This is a genomic window from Vibrio sp. 1F279 (genome assembly GCF_041439815.1).
In the GTDB taxonomy this organism is placed as follows: Bacteria; Pseudomonadota; Gammaproteobacteria; order Enterobacterales; family Vibrionaceae; genus Vibrio; species Vibrio tasmaniensis_A.
The window spans coordinates 1-23,222 of the sequence record NZ_JBGOOU010000013.1; the positions used below are offsets into that span (position 1 = coordinate 1).

Below are 23,222 nucleotides of genomic sequence, written 5' to 3' on the forward strand. Positions count from 1 at the left end.
ATGATCTTATTCTTCGTGCCGGTTAATTAGAATGCGGGGTTCATGACGCGCTTACTTCCCTTATGGAAGGGTTCTACTGTATAATGCGCGCCTTATTTTTTATATTTGCCCAAAAAACGTTCTCATTGAGACGCATATTAATAATGGCGAATATTATGCTTTATTTTCAGTATTCGAGGTTATCTATGAACTTTTCAGCTAAAACAGTCGTCGTTATTGCTATTGGCGCGGCACTGTACGGCATTGGTGGTTTACCTATGTTTGGTGTCCCAGTGTTTGCTAACACGACATTGAAACCAGCAATGGCAGTCCTAGCACTGTTTTCTGTTTTGTTTGGCCCTATTGTTGGCTTCTTGGTTGGCTTTATCGGTCACTGGGTAACGGATTTGTTCGCAGGTTGGGGGGTATGGTTAACTTGGGTATTAGGCTCAGGTATTGTCGGTATGGTTATCGGCTTATTCCCAATGATGACTAAGAATCGCCTTCAACAAGGTGAACTACCAATGAAAGATTTTGCACTGTTCGTGGTACTTGCCCTTGCGGGTAACGTTGTGGGTTATGGTAGCTCTGCGTTCCTAGATACCATCCTATACGCAGAACCGTTTACTAAAGTCTTCACTCAACTGTCTATCATCGCTGCGGGCAACACTATTCTTATCGCAGTGGTAGGCTTCCTGATCCTAAAATCAGTCGCTAAACGTAACAAACAAAGCCGTAACCTGACCGAGGCATAAACGCTAATGACTATAGCATTTTCGAACTTCTCTTTTAGATATGAGTCGCTGGATAAACCGACGCTAAAAAATATCAATCTAAGGATAGAGAAAGGAGAGAAAATCGTCATTATTGGACCAAGTGGTAGTGGTAAATCTACGCTAGGTCAGTGTCTCAATGGTCTGATACCTCATGCAATTAAAGGTGAGGTCTCTGGTTCTTTAGAGATCAACGGCAAGAATGTCTCTGAGTTTTCAATGCACGACTATACCGAGCAAGTAGGCACAGTATTGCAAGATACTGACAGCCAATTTGTGGGGTTAAGTATCGGTGAAGATATTGCGTTCGCATTAGAAAACCAGTTGATGTCGAACATTGATATGTACCCGTTAGTTAAATCGACTGCAAAAATGGTCGACCTAGCGGATATGCTTGATCGCTCTCCTCATGACCTTTCAGGTGGTCAAAAACAGCGAGTATCATTAGCAGGTATTTTAGTCGATGATGTCGATATCTTGCTGTTTGATGAGCCTTTAGCAAGCCTTGACCCTAAAACGGGCAAAGCAACGATTGAGATCATCGACCAACTTCATAAAGAAACCAACAAGACTATCGTGATTATCGAGCATCGCCTTGAGGATGTTCTGCATCGCGATATCGATCGTGTGATCTTAATGGAGCGCGGTGAAATAGTCGCGGATATGACTCCGGATGACATCTTAGCGTCCAAGTTACTTGAGACGCACGGTATTCGTGAACCTCTCTACTTATCTGCACTTAAAGCAGCGAAAGCCCCTCTGACTAACGAAGATAAACTTTCAAACCTCAAAGCTTTGGATTACAAAAGATTCCGCCCAGCAGTTCAAGCTTGGTTTGCTGAGCGCCCAGCACCGGTAGCAGAGAAACAGTACCAGCCTTTGCTCGAAGTTCATGGCTTAACTTATTCTTACGACGGTGAAAAAAATGCACTCGAAGATGTGAGTTTCAAAATTGGTAAGGGCGAGTTTGTCTCGATTTTGGGCAAGAACGGTTCGGGTAAATCCACTATCACCAAACTCATCATGGGTGTAATAGATGCTGATTCAGGTTCTTCCTATCTAAATGGTCAAGACTTATCTGAACTTTCCATCTTTGAAAGAAGCCAAAAAGTCGGCGTGGTCATGCAAAACCCGAATCATATGATCTCACATCATATGATTTTTGATGAGATTGCTTTTGGTCTTCGTAACCGCGGTATGGCAGAACAGCTGATCACAGAAAAAGTAGAGAACGTTCTTGAGCTTTGCGGGTTAAGTAAGTTCCGCCACTGGCCCATTGAAGCTCTGAGCTATGGTCAGAAAAAGCGTGTAACGATCGCGTCTATCTTAGTGTTGGTGCCTGAACTCCTCATATTAGATGAGCCAACAGCAGGCCAAGACTACCGTAACTACACATCGATGCTGGCATTCATCCAAAAGCTTAACCGAGATTTGGGCATTACTGTTGTGATCATCTCACACGACATGCACTTGGTTCTAGAATACACCACACGTTCGATCGTAATCGCAGACAGTAAGTTAATTGCTAATGCAGCCATGACGGAAGTGTTTAGTCAGCCATCGCTTTTAGAACATGCGAACCTTTGTACTACCAGCATTTATGAACTTGCGACTATGATGAAAATCGACGACACCAACGCTTTTATGCAGTACTTCATCGACGACGAGAGAAGCTCGCTATGAATGCATCAAAAGTAAAATTTGGCATCAATTACATTGATACTAAATCACCGTTACACGCACTGAACGGCATCACTAAATTTGTACTTTTTCTTGCTTGGGTCACTGTGGTTTTAACTACGTTCGATCTGAGATTGATTGCGTTGCTTATTGTGACTGGTTTATTCCTGCTAAAGCTTACCAATGTGCCTGTGCGCGTTTATAAGCCTTTGTTATTGGGAACGGTGAGTGTATTAAGCCTAAATGCTTTGTTCATGTATCTGCTTGCTCCACAGCAAGGTACAGAGCTCATCGGCAGCGAGACTCTATTGCTGACACTGCCGGGTAACTACTCGTTGAGCCAAGAGACTCTGTTTTATTTAATCACTGTCACGCTCAAATACATGAGCATGTTCCCGATAGCGTTAATATTCGTCTTTACCACGCACCCGACCGAGTTTGCCGCAAGCCTCAACCGTATTGGCGTTCCATACAAAATCGCCTATGCGGTCAGCTTAACACTGCGTTATTTACCTGAAGTTAAAAAAGACTTCATCAATATCATGCATGCTCAACAGGCTCGTGGCGTTGAACTATCGAAGAAAGCACCTTTACTCACTCGCATCAAAAACGTAGCTAAGGTTCTAGGTCCGCTCATTTTTTCTAGCTTAGACCGTGCAGACGAGATTTCAAACGCAATGACGTTACGAGGTTTTGGCAGACATAAGTCACGGACTTGGTATAGCTATGCGCCTTTGAAACGTATCGATTATGTTTGGCTAATGGTTATCGCCTTTATCGTTGTGTTAGCGATCGTAAAGCGTGTTTTAGAACCACAATTATTCTGGTATCCATTTTAGGTTTTTCATTGAAAGCGTCGCTTAAATAACGTGCTGTATAATGTTCTACTTAACGAAATTCAAGCCGTTTTAGAGTGAAAATCGAAACAAAAAAAGGGAGCCTCAGGGCTCCCTTTGTCGTCTTTGTGATCACTTACTTACTGTGATTGTTATTAGTTTAATTTGTAAAACACCGTTGATAGTGGTGGCAAACGCAGCTCAATCGACGTGTCCAAACCTTCGCTTGCTATTGATTCAACCTGAGCAACCTGCTTCACTTCAAAACCGCTGCCTGCGTAATCAGCCGAGTCAGTATTCAGCAATAGCGAGTACTGGCCTTGGGCTGGAACACCTAAGCGGAAACGCTCATGAGGAACGGGCGTAAAGTTAGAAACAACCAATACTCGTTCACCCAACTCACTAATACGTTCATGAGCTAAGATACTTGCTTCAGCAGAATCTTGTAGACGCCATTCAAAACCTTTCGGGTCGAAATCAAGATCGTGCATTGCCGCCTCAGAGCGGTATAGATTGTTCAAATCTTTCGTTAAGCGTTGAACACCTTGATGGCGTTCATATTCCAACAAGAACCACTGCAGTTGATCATCATGATTCCATTCAGCCGTTTGACCGAATTCAGCGCCCATGAAGTTCAGCTTTTTACCCGGTTGTGCATACATGTAACCCATGTAAGCGCGTAGGTTAGCCGTTTGCTGCCACTCATCACCCGGCATCTTGTTGTGGATAGAGCCTTTACCGTAAACCACCTCATCGTGAGACAGAGACAATACGTAGTTTTCGCTGTGAGCATAAACCAACGGGAAGGTAATCGTATCGTGGTGATATTTACGGTTGATTGGATCTTCTTGAATGTAAGACAAGCTATCGTGCATCCAACCCATGTTCCACTTAAAACCGAAGCCTAAACCGCCCATAAAGGTTGGTGCTGAAACACCCGGGAAAGCCGTCGATTCTTCAGCAATTGTCATCGCATTCGGGAAGTGTTTGTACACTTCTTCGTTCATCCACTTAAGGGTCGCGATGGCGTCGTAATTTTCATTGCCGCCGTCTACATTCGGAATCCATTGATCATGGCTACGCGAGTAATCGAGGTACAACATCGAAGCAACAGCATCAACACGAATGCCATCGATATGGAATTGTTCGAACCAGTACAATGCATTTGCTACTAAGAAGCGACGAACATGCTCTTTACCTAAGTCGTAAATGTACGAGTTCCAATCTTGGTGCCAACCACGGCGTGGATCTGGATCATGGAACAAAGGCGTTCCATCAAAGTTAGCTAAGCCGTGATCATCACTTGGAAAGTGTGCAGGAACCCAGTCCAGAACAACACCTAAACCGGCTTGGTGACATTGGTCGACGAAGAATTTGAAATCATCTGGAGAACCAAAACGACTTGTTGGCGCAAACAAGCCTATTGGCTGATAACCCCAAGAGCCGTAAAACGGGTGCTCTGAAACCGGCATCAACTCTACGTGTGTGTAACCCAGATCCGTTAGATATGGGATTAGCTCTGCCGCTAGCTCACGGTAGTTTAGGAATTCACCTTCAGCATTGCGCTTCCAAGAGCCGGCATGCAATTCATAGAATGAAAGTGCTTCTTTGCGCTTTTGCGTCACCGGGCGATTCTGCCATTGAGAATCTTGCCACTGGTAGCGAGCGTGATCGTAAGTCACAGATGAAAATGATGGGTACTGCTCAGAGTAGAAACCCCATGGGTCAGCTTTATGTGGCAAGCCTTCGCCATCAGGCCCTTTTAATTCAAACTTGTATTGTGCGCCTTCTTCCAGATCAGGAATAAATAAGCCCCACATACCATAATCTAGACGCTGCATTGGGTGGCGACGACCATCCCAAGCGTTGAAGTTACCCACCAAGCTAGCCGCTGTTGCATGCGGTGCGTACACCAAGAAACGCGTGCCTGAAATCGTCTGTCCATCACGCTCTAGCGTAATAAACTGAGCTCCCATGTGATGATACATATCTTTAGGTGTATGAAGATCCTCATAACTCGCGTACAGATCATGGTATTGGTATGGATCATCGATGATCTGCTCTACTCCATTCCAATCAACCGCAAGCTTGTAGTGAGTAAAACGTAAGTCTCTTTCTTGCTTAAGAATGAAACCACTTTCACCCTCTCGCGCTAACTTAATACGAGGTTCCTTTCCAACAATCAACTCGACTTTATCTGCCCCAGGAATCCACACTCGTAATGAACCTTGTTCAGAAGGTAAGTATGGCCCTAAAAACGCAAATGGGTCTGTGAAGCAAGCCTGTGATAGTTGGGTATATATTTGTTTTTGCTTTGAAATCGAACTTAGTTCCAAAACGCTTCTCCCTAACCAAACATCCAAAAAACATAATACAAAAATGCCCGCTATTAGTGCGGGCAATATAACGACGGTTTATTCTACCAGATGAGCATTCAATATTGAGTGACCGAGGTTGTAGTTTCGTACGGCGTAAGCAAAAAACCACCTCTGTTCAAGCCACTCGACTCCATTACTTAGCTGCTTTTTCTCGTACGTCAGTTAGCTTAGAGGCGATACGATTCACGCCTTCATGAGCGAAGATTTCGTCCAAGTTCATTGATAGTTTACGACGCCAGTTAGGGTACTCATCGACCGTACCAGGGATGTTAACGGGCTTATCCATTTCTAGCCAATCTTCCAACTGAACACTCAGGAGTGTTGAGCCACCAGCCGCAACGTGCAACTGAAGCGCTTCAGCAAGATAAGAATCCATCGGTACTTGACTTGCATCACGCCCAACACCTTCTGGTAGGAAGCCATGCCATGCCACTGAGTCTAAGATACCTTGCTTGCACTCCAAGCGGTTATCGAACAAAGTTTCTAGCTGTTGTGCGTCTGGGTATAAACCAATCTCTTGACCCATTTTTAAGTCATCACAGTGCCAGAAGCCGCGAAGCGTTGGCATATCGTGAGTACACAGTGCCGCCATCGATTGTGACGCGTAGTGCTTAGGAGAAATAAAACCACCGTCATTTTCTGATGTTTCGAAGAAGAATACTTTGTAAGAATGCACGCCAGCATCAGCAAGGATGTCTACGATTTCATCCGGTACCGTCCCTAAGTCTTCACCGATAACGCTGCATTGGTAACGGTGAGATTCAAGCGCCAGAATAGACAGCATGTCTTGCACTGGGTAGTAGATGTACGCACCTTTCGTTGCGTTCTCACCCTTTGGAATCCACCACAAACGCAGCAGACCTAAAACATGGTCAATACGCAATGCACCACAGTGCTTCATGTTGGCACGAAGTAGTTTGATGTAAGCGTCGTAGCTGGTTTCTTGAAGCACTTCTGGGTTTAGTGGTGGTAGACCCCAATTCTGACCCAAAGGACCAAGAATATCCGGTGGAGCACCAATGCTCGCATCCATCACTAGGTTGCCTTCATCAGCCCATGTCTCGCTGCCAGAATCTGCAACGCCTACCGCTAAATCACGGTAAAGGCCAACCGCCATGCCTTTCTCTTCAGCAAGAGACTGTGCATCGTTGATTTGGCAATCGGCTAACCATTGTAGGTACATGTAGAGATGCACTTGATCTAGGTTATCTTTGATGTATTTCTGGGTCGCAGGGCTTTCAAATGTACGGAATTTCTCTGGGAATACAGGCCAGCCCCACATACCTGAATCTTCAGCATGCAGTTCACCGTGCAGAGCATCAAACGCCGCTTGATGCATCAGGCTTTCACCGCCCTCTTCAACGAACGCTAAGAACGCTTGTGCGCGGTCGCTGTTTTTGTCTAGATGACGAGTCTTAAATTCTGCGAATAGCAGAGGTAAGATGCTCATCTTCAGCTCAGACACTTCAGTGTAATTCACCCAGTGCGCTTCACGAGCTTTCTGTAGGCGCTGCTGGAACTCGGCGCTGCCTACCGTTTGTTGCGCTTCCGCGCTTAATGCGAACTCAGGAACTGAACTCACATCAATGTATAAGACGTTCAACCAACGACGTGAAGACGGGCTGTATGGGCTCGCACCTTCCGGGTTTGCAGGGAACAGTGAGTGAATTGGGTTTAGACCAACAAAGTCACCACCGCGAGACGCAATATCCGAAACAAGCTGTTTTAGGTCACCGAAATCACCAATACCCCAGTTGTGCTGAGTTCTTAGCGTGTACAGTTGAACACTTGGTCCCCAAAGCTTTTTGCCTTGCTCAATGGGTGACTGCTTGAAGCACGCTTTTGGCGTAATAATCAACGTCATCTCGTAAGGTTTCTTACGGCGCTTACGACTCACAATGAGCTTGTGATAACCCCATGCCAAATCACTTGGCAATGCAAACACTAAAGGGCCACCCTCGGCACGCTCGTCACGAACGACTTGAGATTGAAGATAGCCTTCAAGTACCTCTCCTTGCTCGGTTTCTAAGCGCCAGCTGAACTCACTTTCACGAGCACTCACACCCAGATTGAGTGTCACTTCTACTGGCTCACCGTCACGCAAGACAAGAACCGGGTCTAGTACATCTTTTCTGTGCTTTCTTTCTGCAGATTTAAGCAGTGCATCATCGCTGCTTGTATCGTAGCCCAATGAAGCCAATAGAGACGTAATCGTCTCTTCTGATACTTGTGCTTCATCGCCCCACGCACTAACGTAACTATCGGCAATATTTGCCATTTCTGCGACTTGTTTTAATACGGTCTGTTCTTTCATCGCTCTCTCCGAAAACGTTCTGACGCTTTCAATTTTTGTAGGGTTGTCTATTTAATTTTTACTAATCAATTAGCTTGTGACAATCAGTTTGTAAGCATTGCTATCTGAATAAGCCGTCTATTTGCTCACAAGCTAATTGAGCCAAGGCAGAAACTGCCTTGGCTACTTTGCAACTATTAACGGTTAACCGCTTCAAGTTTCCAGATGTTGTTCACGTAGTCGCGAATTGAGCGGTCTGATGTGAACTTACCAACCAATGCCGTGTTAAGAATCGCTTTCTTAGCCCAGCCTGCTTGGTCTTTGTATTGCGTACCCATGTCTTCGTGCGCTTTCACATAAGAAGCGAAGTCAGCAAGACATAGGTAAGGGTCACCACCGTCTAGTAGGCTATCAAACGTTGCACGTAGAAGACCTGGTTGACCTGGAGTGAACTCATCGCCAGTCAGTAGATCTAGAGATGCTTTCAATAGTGGGTCTGCATTGTAGTAATCGTATGGGTTGTAACCCTGAGCTTTCAGTGCAACAACACCGTCAACTTCTAGGCCGAAGATGTAGATGTTTTCATCACCAACTTCTTCACGAATCTCAACGTTTGCACCATCCATCGTACCGATAGTTAGAGCGCCGTTTAGAGCCATCTTCATGTTGCCCGTACCTGAAGCTTCTTTACCAGCTAATGAGATTTGCTGAGAAACGTCTGCCGCAGGGATGATGATTTCAGCCATGCTTACACGGTAGTCAGGAATGAATACCACTTTCAGCTTGTTACCGATGCGAGGATCGTTGTTGATCTTCTCTGCAATCTTGTTAACCGCGAAGATGATTTCTTTTGCTAGGTGGTAACCCGGTGCTGCTTTCGCTGCGAAGAAACATACGCGTGGCTCACACTCGAAACCAGGTTCGTTAAGAATACGGTGGTACAGAGACAGAATGTGTAGCAAATCTAGGTGCTGACGCTTGTATTCGTGCAGACGCTTAATTTGAACGTCGAAGATAGCGTTAGTATCTAGCTCGATACCCATATTCTCTTGAACCCAATCCGCAAGACGCTGTTTGTTTTCTTTCTTAACAGCCATAAATTCTTTTTGGAATTTCGCGTCTGTTGCAAACTTAGCGATGCCTTCTAGCTGCTCAAGTTTTGCTGGCCACTCAGAGCCAATCTTACCTGTGATTAGATTAGATAGACCTGGGTTACAGAACTTCAACCAACGACGTGGCGTGATGCCGTTCGTTACGTTAGTCAGTTTACCTGGGAAGATTTCGTTGAACTCTGGGAACAAGTCTTTCTTAACAAGTTGAGAGTGAAGTGCAGCTACACCATTTACTTTGTAAGAACCAATCACACATAGGTTTGCCATGCGAACCATGCGGTGGAAACCTTCTTGGATGATAGAAAGCTTCGCTTGTTTCTCACCGTCACCAGGCCACATCTTGCGAACTTCTTGCATGAAGCGGTGGTTGATTTCAAAAATGATTTCCATGTGACGTGGAAGAAGACGGTTGATCAGCGATTCAGACCAAGTCTCTAGCGCTTCTGGAAGTAGTGTGTGGTTCGTGTAAGCGAACGTATGTGCACTGATTTCCCATGCTTGATCCCAAGATAGACCTTTCTCGTCGATTAGGATGCGCATTAGCTCAGGAATCGCAATCGTTGGGTGCGTATCGTTCAGCTGAATCGTTTCTTGCTTAGGCAGATCTTCTAGAGAGAAACCTGCGGCTTCGTGGCGGCGTAGAATATCGCGAACTGACGCTGCTGAGTGGAAATACTGCTGCATTAGACGCAGTGTCTTACCTTTCTCGTGGTTGTCGTTCGGGTAAAGTACTTTAGTGATGTTACCTGCATCGATTAGCGAGTGTTGCGCTTCGAAGTAATCACCGTTGTTAAAGCTTGCTAGTGAGAATGGTGCAATTGCCTGACATTCCCAAAGACGCAATGGGTAAACCGTGTTTGACTCGTAACCTACGATTGGTAGATCCCAAGGCATTGCTTTTACTTCCATACCTGGAACCCAAGTACGAACTTCTTTACCGTCGATGAATTCAACTTCTACATGACCGTAAAAACCAATGTGTTGTGCTAGCTCTGGACGAGCGACTTCCCATGGGTAACCTTCAACACCACGCCATGCGTCTGGTGCTTCTTGTTGACGACCATCTTGGAAAGACTGTTTGAATAGGCCGTATTCGTAGTGAAGACCGTAGCCTACTGTTGGGTACTCTTGTGCAGCACAAGAATCCATAAAACAAGCAGCAAGACGACCAAGACCACCATTACCTAGCGATGGGTCGCGTTCTTCTTCTAGAAGGTCAGTTAGGTTTTGGCCTAGCTCTTCCATTGCATGAGTAATCTGTTCGTACAGACCCATGCTGATCAGGTTGTTACCTGTTAGACGACCAATCAAAAACTCTAATGAAAGGTAGTTAACGCTCTTCGCGTTTTTGATTTTTTCATCATTTTCAGTTTCTAGCAGATCAAATGTTGTCAATTCTGCTAGCGCACGCCCCATTGCTAGGTACCATGCGCGGCTATCTGCGTTTTCAATCGTTGTTGCGTAAGTTGCAGATAAATGCTTTTTAACGCTTTCTTGGAACGACACTTTATCGAAAGTTTTTTGCTGAGTTGGTTTCATTTCAGAAATCTCGCTTTTAATAGTTCTAATTCATCTGTGACATATCGTGCATGGTCACCATTAACTAAACATCCTCCCGTTAATACGACTAACTAGGAGTAGATGAGAGGGCGTAGGGGGCGTACCGATGTAAGGTTAGTGATCTGACTCTCATGTTCTAACTTCGAACAAAAAGTTGGAGTGACTAAGATCACAAGCTCCCGTTCGATAACTTAACGTTAATTGATGTGAGTTTTATTTAACCGGAATAAACTGATTAGCAAATCTGAGTTTGAGATCACGAAATTATTTTCCATATCTCATCTTTTACATAAATCTCAGTGTAAGACCGAACAAAGTCACATTCACAAACCACCACGCAACGTGAGCAAAGTCCCAAATTAAGGGCGTAGAAAGCTAAAAACATGCAAGACCGCAAGGTTTCTGAGGAGAATCATAGTCGGTGCCATTTTTCTTCACGTAACATAAGCACAGACTTAAGTAATTAGGCAGATGTGATTGGGCAACTCTTTTACGGTTTTAGAATCCCCAGAACATAGGCCATGGAATAGGTGAAAAACTTCGACATGTGGATCCCTTCGAAACTGACTCGTCCCGGCCGCTTACATAATGCAATCCTACGACCTAGGGTTCTCGATCTGCTCCAGAACGCAGATTGCTATAAGCTTGTATTGTTCCGCTCTCCTGCGGGCTATGGCAAGACCACTATGGCTGCACAGTGGCTATTAGATAAGCCGAATGTGGGTTGGTACAGCATCGATGATAGTGACAACGATGCCTTCCGTTTTATCAACTACCTACTCCAATCACTCAATAAAGCGACTCAAAACTCCTGTCCCAATGCCCAAAAACTGGCAGAGAAACGACAGTTTTCATCGCTGCATTCTTTATTGAGCGAAGTATTCGCCGAGATGTCGGACTATCATCATGAATGTTTTCTTGTTTTAGACGACTACCATTTAGTCAACAATGATGACATTCAAGAAGCAATGCGCTTTTTCCTCAAACACATGCCCGACAATCTTACGCTGGTTGTAACCAGTCGGGGTACACCACCCCTAGGTACGGCAAACCTGCGCGTTCGAGACTTAATGATCGAATTAGGTAATGACTCGCTGGCTTTTGATACCGAAGAGACGACGCGCTTTTTTAATCAGCGTGTTGCCGATGGTATTGATGACACAACGGCAGACAGTATTTGTACCTATGTAGAGGGTTGGCCTTCTGCACTTCAACTTATTGCGCTGCAAGCCCAACATCAAAAACGTACGCTTGCGCAGTCTGCTGAGTCCTTCTCCCACTTTAATCAAGCCCATCTTTGGGACTACTTGGTTGAAGAGGTTTTCGACCTGTTAGACAAAGAAACTCGACAGTTCTTGATGCAGTGTTCAGTGCTTGACCACTTCAACGACGAACTGGTTTGTGCGCTAACACAACGTGAAGACGCACTGGGTATGATCGAATCATTAAATCGATTCGGTTTATTCATCTACCCGCTTGAAGGCGAAAAGAACTGGTATCGTTTCCATAACCTGTTTGGTGAATTTTTGGCACATGAGCGTCAAGCTCGAATCCCTCAACAAGAAGCAGAATTGCACCGAAGTGCCGCGAAGGCGTGGATTAAACAAGACACACCACACCAAGCACTGCGCCATGCACAGCGCGCTGAAGACCCAGAGCTGATCATTCAAATACTGACAGACCACGGCTGGCCGATGTTCAACCAAGGTGAGCTGTCGTCACTAGAGATGGCGATCAAGCAACTGACCACCGATCAACTCTACAGCGAGCCAAAGCTTTCGATGCTACGTGCATGGCTTGCACAAAGTCAGCACCGTTATGACCAAGTAGGTACTTTGTTGGAAGAGGCTGAGACTCAATATCAAGCTCGAAATATTGAACTCGATACTCAGCAACAAGGCCAATACAACGCCTTACGCGCCCAAGTTGCCATTAACAGCAATGAGCCAGAGAAAGCATTGGAATTGGCAGAGCTTTCGTTGAGTCAGTTGAACACCACCGTTTATCGTAGCCGCATTGTCGCAACCTCGGTTGTGGGCGAAGTGAATCACGTAATGGGTAATCTGAGCCGTGCTCTACCAATGATGCAACAAACCGAGAAGCTGGCCCGCCAATATCAGGTTTACCATCAAGCACTGTGGGCGATTCTGCAACAAAGCGAAATCTTGATTGCTCAAGGTTATGTTCAAGCTGCATTTGAGCTACAAGACAGTGCATTCAAATTGATTGAAGAGCATCAGCTTCAATACGTGCCTCTACATGAATTTTTGCTACGTGTTCGCGCTCAGATCTTCTGGTGTTGGAACCGACTAGATGAAGCGGAAGAGTGTTGCTACAAAGGCTTAGATATCCTTGGTCACCACTCTCCGAGTAAACACCTGCACAGCTATTCTATGCTGGCTCGTATTTCATTGAGCCGCGGTGAGATTGATAAAGCGTCGAAATTTATCGACCAGATTCAGCACTTATTGCGTCAATCGACTTACCACGTAGATTGGACGGCAAATGCTTCTTTGTCTTTGATTCTTTTCTGGCAAGTAAAAGGCGATAAAGAGGCGATACGTGATTGGCTGAGTGTGGCGGTTCGACCTGAATCGGCAAGTAACCACTTCTGCCAACTTCAGTGGCGAAACATCGTTCGTGCTCACATCATCCTCGAACAATATGAAGACGCGGAAGAAGCGCTTACCTTCCTTAAGAGTGAAGCCCAGCGTTCACATCTGATTACAGACACCAACCGAAACTTGATCGTTGAAGCCGTGTTACGTACACAAATTAACGATGAAGACAGCGCACGCGTGCTACTTGAAGAAGCGCTTCATATGACTAACCAAACCGGTATGGTCGGCAACTTCTTAGTAGACGGCGGGACTATCGGACATATCTTGGATAAGTTGAGCAACAAGCCTGGCTTAGGTGACTTAGAACGCCATCGTGCTCAACAGATCATGAAAGATATCTCGACCACCCAACGCAGCCGCTCGGTTCACTTTGATGAAGACTTTGTTGAAAACTTAGTCAATCACCCAAACATTCCTGAACTTGTGCGCACGAGCCCACTCACCCAGCGTGAATGGCAAGTACTTGGTTTGATCTATTCAGGGTTCAGTAACGAGCAGATAGCTCAAGAACTCGATGTAGCAGGTACCACCATCAAGACTCACATCCGTAACCTTTACCAAAAGCTAAACATTGCTAACCGCAAAGAAGCGATCAGCACAGCGGAGAATTTACTGCAGTTGATGGGGTACTAAACGATTCGAGATTGATTCGAGATTGATTCGAGAAAAGCTTAAGCTAGTTACCTATGGTGACTGGCTTTTTTTTCGTTTGGAGCATGGGGTTTATAGCAGATAGCAGATAGCAGATAGCAGATAGCAGATCATAAAGAGCCAAACGACAGACAAAAAAATAGCCAACCGCAATAATCGCGATTGGCTCTATATATTTGTGAACAAATCATAAGTTCACTAACAACGTCAGTTGGCTAGGTGACCCTCGGCTTAAGAAGGGTCAATGTATATAATGCAGTTAGCGTGCCAACTTTAATTCAGCCGTTTTATAAGCCCTGCATCGCATAAAAACCTCTAATTCATGATGCGAATTGCAAAGTGCATTTGCATAATGCAACCAAGATGCAATATCGATAGAAAACAGGTTTCACTGCCGCCGATAATAATAAGACACCAAGCAGTTGTATTTTAAATGTAAGGCAGATGTTCACATCAACGTATTGCCTTACAATTAAAGAGGTAATAAAAGCACCTCGCCAAAGGCATATTCATACTTTTTTGACACTAAAGTTTGTATACTGCACAAAATCACTCTCAACTCTATGAAGCAATGAACTACTTAAGTACTTTTTTCAAAGGCATGGCAATGGGCGCAGCCGACGTTGTCCCTGGCGTGTCGGGCGGAACCATCGCATTCATCACTGGTATCTACGATACGCTACTAGAAAGCATTCGAAGAATTAACCCTAGCGTACTTGGACTATGGAAGCGTGAAGGTTTCAAAGCCGCGTTTAGCCACATCAATGGTTTTTTCCTAATTTCACTGTTCGCAGGCGTATTCACGAGCATTGCGACATTTGCAAAACTGATTTCTTGGTTATTAGTCACCCACCCAGTTCCACTATGGTCTTTCTTCTTTGGCCTTATCTTGGTGTCGGTTTTCCATATTCTTAAACAAGTAGAAAAGCGCGATATGATTCGATTCGTATTTTTGCTGCTTGGTGTCGCCTTCGCTTACAGCATTACCGTGCTTAAGCCGCTGCAAATGGAACCTACCAGTATCAATATTCTCATTGCAGGTGCGATTGCAATCTGTGCGATGATTTTGCCAGGTATCTCAGGGAGCTTCATTCTGCTATTAATTGGTATGTACGGCCCGGTACTTGGTGCCGTTAAAGAATTTCAGGTTGATGTACTTGCACTATTCCTTGGTGGCTGTGTGATTGGCCTGCTGACTTTCTCTCACGTACTTTCTTGGTTATTGCGCTCATTCCGCGACTTCACATTAGTATTCTTGACTGGTTTGATGAGCGGTACACTGCCGAAGATTTGGCCGTGGAAAGAAACGATCAGCTGGCGTACAAACTCTAAAGGTGAGCAAGTTCCTCTGATTCAAGAAAACTTGTCACCGTTTGATTTTGAAGCCGTCACTTCTCAACCTTCACAGCTAGTAATGGCTATTTTGATGATGCTTGTAGCGATTGCTCTGGTCCTTGGGTTAGAGAAATTTGCAGAGCGCAACGCTGACTAATCATTCAGCCAACTTCTGGAAAGCGTTTAGAACGGATAATGCTTAGAAAGACTAAGCTCACGCCCCTATGACACAGACAAAAGCGAAGCCAATGGCTTCGCTTTTTTAGTTCTACCATACGCACAAAATTACTTTTTGATACAAGCACATATTGAGGGGTATGATAACATCGCCGCTCTTATAAAATTAGATGAGAACACGACATGCACTCTGCATTAAAGGTTGCTGCTCTTGGGATCGCTCTCGTGGCAGGCTTTTATGGGCCGCAAGCAATTCAGCAATTTGAATCAGCGATGGAGCGAGCCTCTGCTGAGGTTAACTTAGATGATTACTGCATGCTTTCCACCACATCGTGTGAGCAAAATACAGTTACGATGACACTTGATCGCGAGACGGCTCAACCTCTGGCTCCCACCAAAATCAAAGTAGTGTGGGAAGGCGCAGCCTCTGACACATTAATGCTGTCGCTTACAGGTTTAGAGATGGAAATGGGCTCGGCACGTTTTCAATTAAAAAACATTGGCAATAATACCTATGAAGGTGATGTAATTTTACCTGTATGTACTTTAGACAAGATGACATGGATCGGTGAGCTCACTGATGGTGTCGATACTGTAAATCCGGCAATAAGGATGGCAAGATGAGTAGAAATTGGTCGTTAGCATTGGTTGTCGCTTTTGTCCTTGGCTTTGGCGTTAAAAGTTATCTTGATGGGCAAAACGAAGCTCAAAAACAACACGCGGCAAAACAACAATTCTCCGCGACAACCCTTTTCGGCAAAGATAACCAGCCAACGGAAATCTTTGACCAAACCGATGACAGAGTTCGTATCGTTTACTTTGGTTTCACACGTTGCCCAGATGTGTGCCCTACTTCTCTAGCAATGTTAACCGGAGCACTTAACCAGATTTCTGATGAAGCAAAAGCCAAGATTCGCCCGATGTTTGTTTCTCTCGATCCAGAACGTGATGCCGCTGAAGCCTCATACGAATACGCACAATACTTCCACCCAATGATGGAAGGATTAAGTGGCCCGTTAGATGTGACAACAACGCTTGCACACAACTACGGTGTTATTTTTAGAAAGACCAAGCTTGAAGGTTCAGAGTTGGAATACACCCTAGACCACAGCTCATATTTCTATTTTTTAAAACCCGATGGCACGCTGATTACCAAAGTGCCGCATACGTTAACGCCAGCGCCAATTGTTGAAGCTATTGACACATTAACGCGCTAACGTACCAAGTCATCAGCGACGAGAAACAACGTGTACAAAAATAAAGAACTTAACGAATAAAGTTCGAACAAAAAGTCAGGTCCCAGACCCAAACAAAAAATTAAGGACAACAACATGAAGTTAAAAGCACTTGCTCTAGCAGGCTTATTGCTCACTCCTCTTGCTCAAGCGAATAACGACATTATGGTTCATGACGCGTACGCGCGCGCAACCCCGCCTTCAGCAGTGAACAGCGCGGTATTCACGACTCTGATGAACCATAGCGATAAAGATCGCGCTATTGTTTCTGCAACAACACCAGCAGCAGGAAAGGTTGAACTTCATGATGTTATCGTTGATGGCGACGTAATGAAGATGCGTCAAGTTCAAGCGATCACCATCCCTGCAAATGGTAAAGCAGTACTTAAACCAGGTAGCTTACACATCATGTTGTTTGACTTGAAAAGCAGCCTAAAAGAAGGTGAACAAATCAAAATGACACTGACCTTCGCAAACGGTGAAACACAGACCTTTGATGCGCCAGTGAAGAAAGTGATGAGCGGTATGAAAAAGATGAATCACGATCATCATTAATCAGATTTACAACCGATGAAATAATTTAAGCCACGATGACTTCTCGCCATCGTGGCTTTTTGCTAAACTGAGCTCGCTTTTTATTCAAAGCCTGACCACATTAATAACCAAGGAGAATAGAAGATGATTGTAATGAAGACACTAAAACTGGCAGTAAAAGTAACGCGTTAACTTGTTTGGTTAATCCAACTTAAATACCGATCGACCAACTTATCGTCACTCTTTGACGACCGCACACTTTTACCCGGTTTACTATTGATCGTAAGTGATCAATTCCTGCATGCCTGTAAAGCATGACTCAATCCGGGGTCCTATCTATTTGAATTCGACCCAAACTCAAAACATTTTTGACGCTCGACGCTTTTAATCTCAGCAACTCTTTTTGGTCTCATTAACTCTTTTGATCTCATCAACAAATTGAGATCTCACAAGAAGTTAATGCTCTCATAAGACTTTAATGCACTGATAAGAAAAGAAAGCTCGCACGTCTGGGTAAATAGACATGAATTCACAAAACGCATTTTCTAATCCAATGTCACTTCAACAACTTGGATGGCAACCTGTATTCCAACAACAACTGACACTCGAAGACTATGACCAATCCGTCATTGCTCGTATTACCGCGCACCATCGCAGCGGCTATACACTAGCGTCAGAACAAGGCGAAATCGTTCTCCCTATCCATCAAAACCAACCCGCAATGACGGTTGGCGACTGGGTAATCTTGAACTCTGAACTGCAATTCGGCCGTTTATTAGACCGTCAATCACTCTTCAGCCGTAAAGCTGCAGGTAGCCGTGTCGCCGAACAATATATCTCAGCTAACATCGACACGGTTTTTATCGTGGTTTCGTTAAATAACGACTTTAATCTAAGCCGTATTGAACGCTACCTAGCGCTCGCCAATGAAGCACAGGTTGAAGCCATTATTGTACTCACCAAGAAAGACTTGTGTGATGACTACGAAGACAAAGTACAACAAGTGCAAAGCTTAGATTCTATGCTGATGATCGAAGCGGTGAATAGCCTAGACCAAGACTCAACTCAAGTCTTGTCGCCTTGGTGTAAAACGGGCAAGACTGTGGCTTTAATGGGTTCATCCGGTGTGGGTAAATCCACCTTAGTCAACTCATTACTTGGTGAGGCTGAACAAGCCACAGGTGGCATTCGTGAAGACGATAGCAAAGGCCGACACACAACCACATCACGATCGCTCCACTTGCTAACATCGGGCGGCTTACTGCTCGATACTCCAGGAATGCGAGAGCTACAACTTGCTGACTGCGCTGAAGGCGTGAGTGAAACCTTTTCTGATGTGGAAGAGTTAGCCATGCATTGCCGATTCTCTGATTGTCATCATGAATCAGAACCGGGTTGCAAGATACGCAAGGCGATTGAAAGTGGAGAATTGTCTGAGCGACGATTTGCTAACTATCGAAAGTTATTGCGAGAACAAGCCCGAAATGGCGCCTCGTTAGCGGAACAACGCGCCAGCAATAAGCAGCTTTCCAAGATGTACAAAACCGTACAATCAGAAGGCCGCAATCTTAAAAAAGCGTCTGACTAACGTTTAAGGTTTAAGGTTTAAGGTTTAAGGTTAACAGCTATAAGCTATAAGCTGTATTGAAGATAACCTAACTTAAGATAACTTTAAATTAAGACAATGAGCCCCATCGTGTTAATCACGTGGGGCTTTTTGTTTCAATTTGATAATGGTGTGGTTATTTATGCACACAATGTTCTTTCCTATAGCCGTTTACATTTCTACATTTGCAGTGTTTTGAATCTATCAAATGAGAATCAGCAGATTTATAGCTCAATCAAAATACATTTATTTAACATTTAGCTCTAAAAACACCACATAGCGCAAACAATAACCCTAAAAGTAAACTATCCCTAGACACCCTCTTAGATCCCGCTAATATGACCGCCAATTCCGCTAGTGTATAGTTGGATTTGGTACAACTTCATAAAAAGATACATCACTATAATAAATTAACAATTGCAGGTATTTTATGCAAAATCACAACATGCTCGCCCGCATCGCTCGTGGAAATCTCGTTCTACAGATCCTTGCTGGTATTGTTTTCGGTGTCGTTCTCGCCATGGTTTCTCCTTCAGCAGCTCAAGATGCAGGCCTATTAGGTAGCCTGTTTGTTGGTGCTCTGAAAGCTGTTGCCCCAATTTTAGTATTCATTCTTGTTGCAGCTTCTATCGCAAACCAAAAGAAAGGTCAGCATACTCATATGCGTCCAATCATTGTGCTTTACCTGATTGGTACGTTCTCTGCTGCACTGACTGCTGTAGTACTGAGCTTCATGTTCCCAACCACTTTGACACTGGTTGCTGGCGCTGAAGGAGCTAACCCTCCTCAAGGTATTGCAGAAGTTCTTCATACGCTTCTATTCAAGCTTGTAGACAACCCAGTTAGCGCACTAATGAATGCGAACTACATCGGTATTCTTGCTTGGGCAATCGGTCTTGGTCTTGCTCTGCACCACGCATCTGCAACAACCAAAGCGGTTTTCGAAGACCTAAGCCACAGTGTTTCACACATTGTTCGCTTCATTATTCGCCTTGCGCCATTCGGTATCTTCGGTCTTGTTTCTGCAACATTCGCAACAACAGGCTTCGATGCACTGGCAAGCTACGGTCAACTTCTAGCAGTACTACTAAGCTCAATGCTGATCATCGCACTTGTAGTTAACCCACTGCTTGTATTTATTAAAACAAAACAAAACCCATACCCACTCGTACTGCAATGTATTCGTGAATCTGGTGTAACGGCATTCTTCACTCGTTCAAGCGCTGCAAACATCCCAGTGAACATGAACCTTTGTAAGAAGCTAAAACTAGACGAAGATACTTACTCTGTATCGATTCCTCTAGGCGCAACGATCAACATGGCAGGCGCTGCAATCACCATCACTGTGTTAACGCTTGCTGCTGTACACACTATGGGTATTGAGATTGATATCTTCACTGCGATTCTACTAAGCCTTGTTGCTGCTGTATCAGCATGTGGCGCATCGGGTGTTGCTGGCGGTTCACTACTGCTTATCCCGCTAGCTTGTGGCCTATTCGGCATCTCAAACGATGTAGCGATGCAGGTTGTAGCGGTTGGTTTCATTATCGGTGTGATTCAAGATTCTGCTGAAACAGCGCTCAACAGCTCAACTGACGTAGTGTTCACTGCTGCTGTATGTAAAGCCGAGCAAAACAAAGAGCAATAAGCCTTTAGCTGCTCTGAACCTAAACAGTTCTAAGCTCTAAGCTCTAAGCTCTAAGCTCTAAAAAGCAAATCGTACATAAACAAAAAGGGAAGCAGATGCTTCCCTTTTTTTTGTTTGAGTGCTTTACCCGCCGCAGTCAATAATACCTACCGTATGACTTAGCGGCTTAATGCAGTCAGTTATAACATCTACACTCATATAACATCGTTGGATTTTTTAAATTGTAGAACTACTCGTTTCAGTCATGTACAGAATACAGGTAATAACTCATAAACACGGTTTATTAATTGCTCTTCCAGTTAGACTCGACTGCCGGTTGGCTAAAGTCCAAAGAACCGCTATTAGAGTTAGCTTGCTTATCTTGTGATGCTCGATTTACGCTTGCCTTGTCACCATCATGGTTTTCAGCCGCCTGTTGGTGATTGTTGCCATTTAAACCTTGAGCACTTGAAGCTTGAGCATTTGAGGCTTCAGTATCCAAATCCGCCTTATCGACAGCTAACTCATCACCCTCTTCGTCAGAGGCTTCTTTCACTTTCTTATGCACTGGGATATCGCGTTTGTAGAGCTTGTTGAGCGCTTTAACGATAGAGTGCTTGGTGATTGCTTCTTGCGTCAACTTGGTCATTATTGGCTTAGTCAGAGCCTGTAACCCCACAACGGCATCAACACCAAGATCCCCACCAACTTTATCTCTCAAATACCTCGCATCCGCATAGCCAAAATGAGCCGATAAGAATAACCAGATATACGCGATAGCATTGCCGTGCTCACCATGGTCAATCCACGCCTCACCGGCTTTAAACATCGCTTCTGCACAGTTTTTTTCAGCTGCCGTTTCAAACCAGTAAACCGCTTCACGATGATTAGCGACAACACCAACACCGTTCAAATAGCTCATACCCAATTTAATTTTTCCGTCTAGGCTATTCTTTTCAGCCGCTTTTCTGTACCACATGAAAGAGCTTTCTGGAGAATAATCTGGGTTCTCTCTATCTAAGCACCAATCCCCCATAAAAAGCATCGCTTCAGTGTTACCACTAGCTGCAGACTCTTCAATATAGGCGCTGCCTTTCGGAAGGTTTTTCTCAACTCCGCGACCAAACACGAGTGCTTTACCCACCTCGAATTTTGCAAGCGGATCATTATCCAGTGCTGATATCGCTAACTGCCAAAAATTGGCCTTTTCTCTTAAAATTAGGTCTTCTTTGCACTTCATACTCAGACGCACAATGCCGTACATGCCGTTGACATTGTCTAAATGGGCAGCTTTATCGTACCAATACAGAGCTTCCTTAAGATTGACTCGTTCGGCCTCTTTCGCCAAATACAAAATCGACGGCACATGCCCTGTTTCAGCCTTAAATTGACGATCTTTTTGCTCTTGGATACGTGCTTTTTCAATCGCTTTTCGGTAAGCGACAGCGCGAGCTTTACGTTCTTGTTCCAAGCGCTTTTTTCTTAGCGACAAAGAGACCAACCAAACAGCAATCAGTATTAACGAAAGAGCGGTCGCACCAATTGCGATTCCCATTGTACTCATAAAATATTTTGTCCTAACTCGGCTAATAGCACCCTACACAGGAAAGCAATCAACCTATAGCGAGCAGTATGTTTGAATGACAGGGAAAAGCGCAGTTATTAAAACGTTCCGCCCTAAAATGAATTTTGTTCAGTATCTCAGGAATACATAATGATAAAAAGCCTACGAGTATCTATCCGTCAGCACTCCATTAATGCTGTGATCCCGCTCGCTTTTTCTCTATAAGTCTTGGGCGTTACTTATCTATCTTATCTATCTTATCTATCTTATCTATCTTATCTATCTTATCTATCAGCTTATGGCCTAGACTTTCCAACTAACCTTGCTGCATCTTTTCCCAAATGGTCGGAGAGCCAATATAGTCTTGAACCGTAGTGATGAATTCTTTAACTAGCTTGGTCTGCTTACGGTGTGGGTACACAGCATAAATAGCCGTATCAACCGTCGAGATTGCATAATCTGGAAGTAACGTAACCAAGCCCAATTCTTTCATTGAGGCGTACAGGTTTGATTGATCAAGGAAGCCATAACCTAGACCATCTTTCACACAAGACACCATGGTGCGAACATCACTCACCTTATAGTTACCGCGAATCGTTAGGCTTTGGAAAGTGTTGCCATGCGGCTCTTCACTGATACGCAGATGATCAACCGTCATATCACCATTGGTATAGATAACCGCAGGTAAAGAGAGCAAATCTTGTGGCGTCTTTGGCTCACCGTGCTTTTTCACAAAGTCGTTCGATGCAACGAGCATGAAGTTACTGTCGGCAATCTTCTTGGCAATCAAGTTGGATTCAACGAGCTTACTGAAGCGAAACGCGATATCAAACTGCCCTGCAATAATATTCGCGATCTTGTCGTCTAGTGACAGCACAATCTGAACATCCGGATACTTTTTCATGAACTGAGTAATAATAGGTTGCAAGTATTGCTGACCAAAATAGATCGGCGACGTAATTCGTAACACACCTTTGGGCTCAGATTGGTACGAGTCGGCAATGCCTTGGATCTGATTAATAGTATCTTTCAGCACATAGGTTTGCGCGAGAATATCTTCCCCTGCCGACGTCAACGAGAACGAACGCGTAGAACGGTTGAGCAACTGAACACCTAAATCTTGCTCGAGTTTTTTTATTTGTTTAGAGAGTGATGAGTTGTCCATATCATGCAAGGTTGCCGCTTTGGTAAACGACCCTTGCTGAACCACATCTAAGAACAACAACAACTGATTAGTATTTGGCACTGCGCCTCTCCTACA

15 protein-coding genes are annotated in these 23,222 nt (G+C 44.5%); 10 read left to right on the forward strand and 5 right to left on the reverse strand.

All coding sequences use genetic code 11. From position 1 onward, the window contains the following. The first annotated feature begins 185 nt into the window (after positions 1-185). From ACED60_RS11405 to ACED60_RS11415, 3 genes are read left to right on the forward strand one after another with little or no spacing between them, the layout of a single operon-like run. The gene (locus tag ACED60_RS11405) at positions 186-734 is read left to right on the forward strand and encodes an ECF-type riboflavin transporter substrate-binding protein (RefSeq protein ID WP_009845837.1); all 549 of its coding nucleotides are present in this window, start codon (positions 186-188) and stop codon (positions 732-734) included. 6 nt (positions 735-740) lie between these two features. Then, positions 741-2,435 carry an ABC transporter ATP-binding protein gene (locus ACED60_RS11410; RefSeq protein ID WP_371727549.1) on the forward strand — a complete coding sequence of 565 codons (1,695 nt, stop codon included), beginning with the start codon at positions 741-743 and terminating at the stop codon, positions 2,433-2,435. Further along, a complete protein-coding gene (locus tag ACED60_RS11415; RefSeq protein ID WP_012600180.1) occupies positions 2,432-3,271 on the forward strand; it encodes an energy-coupling factor transporter transmembrane protein EcfT in 840 nt (279 codons plus the stop codon). The genes ACED60_RS11410 and ACED60_RS11415 overlap by 4 nt, the downstream gene beginning before the upstream one ends. A gap of 152 nt (positions 3,272-3,423) precedes the next feature. On the opposite strand, the gene glgB is transcribed toward ACED60_RS11415, so the two are convergent. From glgB to ACED60_RS11430, 3 genes are all read right to left on the reverse strand, one after another. Next, positions 3,424-5,604 (reverse strand): 1,4-alpha-glucan branching protein GlgB, encoded by a 2,181-nt coding sequence (gene glgB / locus ACED60_RS11420; RefSeq protein ID WP_017100917.1) that lies wholly within the window; start codon positions 5,602-5,604, stop codon positions 3,424-3,426. A 175-nt stretch (positions 5,605-5,779) separates the two neighbouring features. Beyond that, a complete protein-coding gene (gene malQ, locus ACED60_RS11425; protein ID WP_009845841.1) occupies positions 5,780-7,960 on the reverse strand; it encodes a 4-alpha-glucanotransferase in 2,181 nt (726 codons plus the stop codon). A gap of 176 nt (positions 7,961-8,136) precedes the next feature. Continuing rightward, complete coding sequence (locus tag ACED60_RS11430; RefSeq protein WP_009845842.1) at positions 8,137-10,590, reverse strand: glycogen/starch/alpha-glucan phosphorylase; 2,454 nt, start codon at positions 10,588-10,590, stop codon at positions 8,137-8,139. Between the two features lie 566 nt (positions 10,591-11,156). On the opposite strand from ACED60_RS11430, the gene malT reads away from it, so the two are divergent. The 7 genes from malT to sstT all read left to right on the forward strand — a co-directional run bounded on the left by malT (position 11,157) and on the right by sstT (position 20,418). After that, positions 11,157-13,865, forward strand: a complete 2,709-nt coding sequence (gene malT / locus ACED60_RS11435) for an HTH-type transcriptional regulator MalT (RefSeq protein ID WP_371727610.1) — start codon at positions 11,157-11,159, stop codon at positions 13,863-13,865. 589 nt (positions 13,866-14,454) lie between these two features. Then, on the forward strand, positions 14,455-15,375 hold the full coding sequence (locus tag ACED60_RS11440; protein ID WP_371727550.1) for a DUF368 domain-containing protein: 921 nt from the start codon (positions 14,455-14,457) through the stop codon (positions 15,373-15,375). Between the two features lie 203 nt (positions 15,376-15,578). Further along, positions 15,579-16,019 (forward strand): hypothetical protein, encoded by a 441-nt coding sequence (locus ACED60_RS11445; protein WP_009845845.1) that lies wholly within the window; start codon positions 15,579-15,581, stop codon positions 16,017-16,019. Then, positions 16,016-16,612 carry an SCO family protein gene (locus ACED60_RS11450; protein WP_371727551.1) on the forward strand — a complete coding sequence of 199 codons (597 nt, stop codon included), beginning with the start codon at positions 16,016-16,018 and terminating at the stop codon, positions 16,610-16,612. Before ACED60_RS11445 ends, ACED60_RS11450 begins: the two co-directional genes overlap by 4 nt. Positions 16,613-16,726: 114 nt before the next feature. Then, on the forward strand, positions 16,727-17,185 hold the full coding sequence (locus ACED60_RS11455) for a copper chaperone PCu(A)C (protein WP_009845847.1): 459 nt from the start codon (positions 16,727-16,729) through the stop codon (positions 17,183-17,185). A 502-nt stretch (positions 17,186-17,687) separates the two neighbouring features. Next, positions 17,688-18,752, forward strand: a complete 1,065-nt coding sequence (gene rsgA, locus ACED60_RS11460) for a ribosome small subunit-dependent GTPase A (RefSeq protein WP_371727552.1) — start codon at positions 17,688-17,690, stop codon at positions 18,750-18,752. A gap of 448 nt (positions 18,753-19,200) precedes the next feature. After that, on the forward strand, positions 19,201-20,418 hold the full coding sequence (gene sstT, locus ACED60_RS11465; protein ID WP_009845849.1) for a serine/threonine transporter SstT: 1,218 nt from the start codon (positions 19,201-19,203) through the stop codon (positions 20,416-20,418). A gap of 283 nt (positions 20,419-20,701) precedes the next feature. Here the strand turns inward: sstT and ACED60_RS11470 are convergent, their stop codons facing one another. Both ACED60_RS11470 and ACED60_RS11475 read right to left on the reverse strand, forming a co-directional pair. Beyond that, positions 20,702-21,952, reverse strand: coding sequence for a tetratricopeptide repeat protein (locus ACED60_RS11470; protein ID WP_371727611.1), 1,251 nt, complete (start codon positions 21,950-21,952; stop codon positions 20,702-20,704). A gap of 325 nt (positions 21,953-22,277) precedes the next feature. Then, positions 22,278-23,207, reverse strand: coding sequence for a LysR family transcriptional regulator (locus tag ACED60_RS11475; RefSeq protein ID WP_017101554.1), 930 nt, complete (start codon positions 23,205-23,207; stop codon positions 22,278-22,280). Positions 23,208-23,222 lie beyond the last annotated feature (15 nt).